The 4,968-nt window shown below is 38.8% G+C and carries 6 protein-coding genes; 4 read left to right on the forward strand and 2 right to left on the reverse strand.

Annotated features, from left to right (window positions below; all coding sequences use genetic code 11):
* Positions 1–132 precede the first annotated feature (132 nt).
* The gene (locus FTV43_RS14425; RefSeq protein WP_039090891.1) at positions 133–564 is read right to left on the reverse strand and encodes a hypothetical protein; all 432 of its coding nucleotides are present in this window, start codon (positions 562–564) and stop codon (positions 133–135) included.
* 17 nt (positions 565–581) lie between these two features.
* Positions 582–848, reverse strand: coding sequence for a mobilization protein (locus tag FTV43_RS14430; protein WP_088749624.1), 267 nt, complete (start codon positions 846–848; stop codon positions 582–584).
* 208 nt (positions 849–1,056) lie between these two features.
* Between FTV43_RS14430 and mobQ the strand changes: the two genes are divergently transcribed.
* The 4 genes from mobQ to FTV43_RS14450 all read left to right on the forward strand — a co-directional run bounded on the left by mobQ (position 1,057) and on the right by FTV43_RS14450 (position 4,569).
* Positions 1,057–2,493, forward strand: a complete 1,437-nt coding sequence (gene mobQ, locus FTV43_RS14435) for a MobQ family relaxase (protein ID WP_107111964.1) — start codon at positions 1,057–1,059, stop codon at positions 2,491–2,493.
* 101 nt (positions 2,494–2,594) lie between these two features.
* The gene (locus tag FTV43_RS14440; protein WP_068553069.1) at positions 2,595–2,828 is read left to right on the forward strand and encodes a hypothetical protein; all 234 of its coding nucleotides are present in this window, start codon (positions 2,595–2,597) and stop codon (positions 2,826–2,828) included.
* A gap of 202 nt (positions 2,829–3,030) precedes the next feature.
* Positions 3,031–3,960, forward strand: coding sequence for a replication initiation protein RepM (gene repM / locus FTV43_RS14445; RefSeq protein ID WP_068553070.1), 930 nt, complete (start codon positions 3,031–3,033; stop codon positions 3,958–3,960).
* 66 nt (positions 3,961–4,026) lie between these two features.
* The gene (locus FTV43_RS14450; protein WP_004896925.1) at positions 4,027–4,569 is read left to right on the forward strand and encodes a plasmid replication DNA-binding protein; all 543 of its coding nucleotides are present in this window, start codon (positions 4,027–4,029) and stop codon (positions 4,567–4,569) included.
* Positions 4,570–4,968 lie beyond the last annotated feature (399 nt).

Genomic DNA, 4,968 nt, shown 5'->3' on the forward strand with positions numbered 1-4,968 from the left:
AATATGATTGCTGAGAACTGCCTTGTTTTGAAACTTGGTTGGCTTTAATTAGTTTTTAGTATTCTTTATAGAAAATGCCTCGATCAAGGGGCATTTCTAACAATCATTTAACATAAAATTTCTTATGCGAAATTACATACCAACTTTAACCACATTGTGGACAGGTTGGATTTTAGAGATAAGAAAAACTTCTAGGGCATTTGCTAAATAAGCCGTATCACGCTCAAAGCCTATTGTAATGATGGATCCAGCATCTTTCAGTCTTGGATCTATCGCAATATATTCAGTTTTATCTTCATTCCATCGGCAATATTTCATTACCCTGGCGCTTAAGCCATTACCACGATAACGGCCAGCACCTCTAGAAGTCCCAACACCGATATAAGTCACTAAATCCCCTTTGACAAACGCATATACACCTTGTTTATCGTAATTAGGAATTTTTCCAAAATTAAAATGTACTGGTGACCATTCAGGAGGCTTTCCTAATAGGTCTACATTCCAGTGATGTTCGAAGAATAATTCTGTATTACGTATTAACTTATTAAGTGTTGGATCTTCCACTACTTATCCCTCAAAATTTATAAATTAAAAAGCTTTCGGTCACGCTCATCTGTTAAATACTTATCCATCTGAGCAATTAATTTAGCTCTGGCTTGTTCATCATCTTCAGTGATCTTTAGCATACAGGATCCAATTAAAATTTTGCGTCTGGTATCATCCTTTCGAGCTTGTTCTTTCTCTTTAGCACGTTCTCTTGCCAGTGCTGCCTGTCTTTGAGCCTTTAACTGCTTTAGCTTTTCTTCCTGTGCTTTGATTTTGCTGTCTAGTGTTTCAGTAACGCTCATTAATCCAATACCATCATCCTGGGAAACCATCCCTAACATAAGCGCACTTGAATATGCATTCAAGGTGCTATATGTATAGTAATGTTTTCCTCGAAGAGCGCACTTATGCAAACTTCGTTTGCAAGTACGATTGGGGTCTCCCCAATACCCCGACAACCGTATCCACGGTTGTACTTCACTACGTGAAAATTTAAAAGCGAAAATAGGCATGGCGATTTACCACTTTTCAGTCAAAACCGTAGCACGATCAGCAGGGCGTTCCGCTACTGCTGCGATTGCCTATCGGGCAGGTGAAAAGATCTATTGTGAACGTGAGGGCCGAGAACATGATTACAGCCGAAAAACAGGTGTGGAATATAAAGAAATTTATTTACCCGAAGGCGCACCAGAACATTTAAAAAACCGGGAAAGACTCTGGAACGAAGTTGAACAACGGGAAACCCGAAAAAACTCGACAGTTGCCCGAGAATTTGAAATCGCTTTTCCAAGTGAATTAAATCAGGAACAACGCCTGGCCATGCTCGAAGAGCTATGCGCCAGTATCGTGGACAGACACCAGGTAGCCGTCGATGCCTGTATTCATGCACCGCATACTGGATCTGGTAGTGATGAACGCAATTATCACGCGCATATCCTGATGAGCACACGCAAACTTACTCAGGAAGGCTTCACCGAGAAAACCCGGGAACTGGATCAGAAACACAGTGGAGAAATCGAACACTGGCGCGAACACTTTGCCGATATCTGCAATATGCACCTGGATCTGGCTGGATACACTGCCCGAGTCGACCACCGCAGCTACAAAGACCAGGAGAATGGTTTAGAAGCCACGCTGCACGAAGGGCCGAAAGTCACCGAACTGCGCCGAAAAGGGATTGAGACCGAAATCAGCCGAAGCAATGACGAAATCAAACAGAGAAATCAGGCTCAGCTGCAATACAGCAAAAATATGGATCTGCTGATTGCTGAAAATGAGATCAAACTCAGCACACTGAAAACAGAACAGCAGATCCAAATCAAAAATAGCGCTAAAACGCCACCAATTGACGAAAAAGCCCTGTTTGAGGAAAAACAGAGGGAAACCCTTGGCAAAGTGCTAAAACGCGAAATCAGCGCAAAAGACGCGAATCTAGACCTGGATTTCATGCAGCGTAATCTCAAACAAGCCGAAATAACCCTGACCAAGCACCACAAACATCAAAATGAGTTCAATCAGCAGCTTGCCCAGGAGATCGTGAAAAGCGGACTCAAGCAAAGTCATGACAAATTGCAAAGCCTGGTCGATCAACACAACGAATTAACTCAGAACAAACCCTTACTGTTTGGAAAAAAAGCCTGGGAAGCCCAACGTGATGCGATTTACCAGGAGCACAAAAAGCTGAAAGGTCAGCATGAACACCAGAAAAAACATGGTGTGAAGGATTTATTGGAAAATGACAAATTCAAAGAACATGCCTGGAAGCAGTACCAACAACAACATCCAGCCAAAGCCAAGCAATACCAGACTCTATACCCATCCTATCAAGTCATTAAAAAATGTGTGGATGAGATCAAAGCAGAACAACAGATGAAACTCAGACAGGAACAACAGCTCAAAGCACAGCAACATGCGCCTAAAATGAAATCTCGTGGCATGAGTCGCTAAACAGAGCGAGTGTCTACGAGCGAACTGAGAAAATTTGCCCATCCCTTTCCCTGATTACAAGCTCCCTATCCATCAATCACCTGCTTTACAGAGCATCCCGAATGGGTGCGAACTTTCCAAATTTGATTCCTAAACCGAGCGTAGCGAGAAAAAAAGCTCATGAGCGAAGCGAATTCCGAGCTGCTTTTGATCTTGCTTTTGCTTTTTCTCAAATTCACGAAAATATGAACCAAAAATTGCCCCGACGAATCGAGCGAAAGCGAGATTCAATAGAGTTTGAGCGAAGCGAAAACCAAGGGCAATTTTTTACTCCCTGGGCTTTTAATTATTTTTAAGCTTTTAAATGCTTTTAATTAAGCTGTAATCCTTTATTCATAATGGTTCTAGAGATATTAAAACGAGGTTTACCTTGCATTAAAACGAGGTTTACCTTGCATTAAAACGAGGTTTACCTTGCATTAAAACGAGGTTTACCTTGCATTAAGCGAGATAATTATATAACCTCGTCTTATTGAATTAAAAATATAATCTTTTCATATGAAAACAGAACTAGTTGTTAAAGATAACGCCTTAATCAATGCCAGTTATAACCTCGATCTAGTTGAACAGAGGTTAATTCTCCTAGCTATTGTTGAAGCAAGGGAATCGGGTAAAGGGATAAATGCTAATGATCCACTAACAGTTCATGCTGAAAGTTATATTAATCAGTTTGGTGTACATCGAAATACGGCTTATCAGGCGTTAAAAGATGCTTGCGATGACTTGTTTGCAAGACAATTCAGTTATCAGAGTCTTAGTGAAAAAGGTAACACTATTAATCACAAATCAAGATGGGTGAGCGAGGTGGCTTATATTGATAATGAAGCTGTCGTTAGACTTATTTTTGCCCCTGCTATTGTGCCTTTAATTACTAGGTTAGAAGAACAATTTACAAAGTATGAAATACAACAAATAAGTAATTTAACAAGTGCTTATGCTGTTCGTTTATATGAAATATTGATTGCATGGCGTAGTACTGGAAAAACGCCTCTCATAACTATGTATGATTTTAGACAAAAAATAGGTGTACTCGAGACTGAATACAAACGAATGTATGATTTTAAAAAATATGTTTTAGACATTGCATTAAAACAAGTAAATGAACATACCGATATTATTGTCAAAGTTGAACAGCATAAAACAGGTAGATCTATTACTGGTTTTTCATTTAGCTTTAAACAGAAAAAATCAGCCACGCATTCAGTCGAATCTAAAAGAGATCCGAATACATTAGACCTCTTTTCAAAAATAACAGATAAACAACGCCATCTATTCGCCAACAAGCTCTCAGAGCTTCCTGAGATGAGTAAATATTCACAAGGCACAGAAAGCTATCAGCAGTTTGCTGTACGTATAGCTGCCATGCTGCAAGATGCAGAGAAATTTAAGGAATTACTTCCTTTACTCAGAAAATTAGGATTTCAATGACATTGTTAATTGAAATTGTTAAGTTAACAGTCAGGTATTAACACAAGTTGAAAACTGGTTTACATAATGAAAAAACTGTCAGTTTCAGAGTTAGCTAAGCTTTATGGATATTCAAGACAAGCCATATATGCACATATAAACAAAGGAAATTTATCTAAAGGATCTGATGGATTAATTGACTTTTCAGAGGCCCTAAGAGTTTTTGGGGAACCACAAAAAAAAGAGGATACAGTCAATCAAAGTCAATCAATTAACAGTCAAAACTTGACAGAAGTTGACTTACTAAAACGTCAAGTTGACATACTGGAAAAACAATTAAATCAGGCAATACAGAGAGAAAATCAATCTTTAGAACGTGAATCGTTTTATCAAGAACAGATTGAAGCTATGCAGCGCTTACTAGAAGCACCAAAAGCCAATATGACTACCTTTACCGATCAGAGCTTTAAACAGGATATAGCAACGGATCCTCGGTCGGAACTAGCAACGAACTATGACGAATTGACTACTCCTCAGCAAGACAATAAGCGTATTCCTATCCCGGAGCATGTTGAACCAGAACAGAAGAAGAGAGGCTTCCTAAGCCGCTTTTTCCTTCCATATGGTTAGCCAAGACTCCAGTTTTTTGAAGAGCCAATTTCAGTGCAAGCACTTGAAATAATGACTCCTCAAAAAACCGGATGATGTTTATTAAAACTGAATAAAACCGTGGAACATCGCTCAATTAGTGATCGTGGAACATGAATAATCAATAAAAAGCCGTTCTGGTGCCCTATACTCCAGAACGGCTTACGTTAATATAATGATATTTAAAGAGAAATATCAAGCATTTCGTATAAGGTGTATTATGTTAATTTTAGAAAATCTTCACTACTATTATTTTAAAATAAGCCTTATATCCAAGCATAAAACAAGGTTGTCTAGACTTCTTTTAACAGTAAAGTTATCATAAAACTGAATTTTATTTTTTAGGTAAGTTTATGCATTCTATCCGCATTCGTTAAGACA

The sequence above is a fragment of the Acinetobacter sp. YH16053 genome (genome assembly GCF_013417035.1).
GTDB lineage: Bacteria > Pseudomonadota > Gammaproteobacteria > Pseudomonadales > Moraxellaceae > Acinetobacter > Acinetobacter towneri.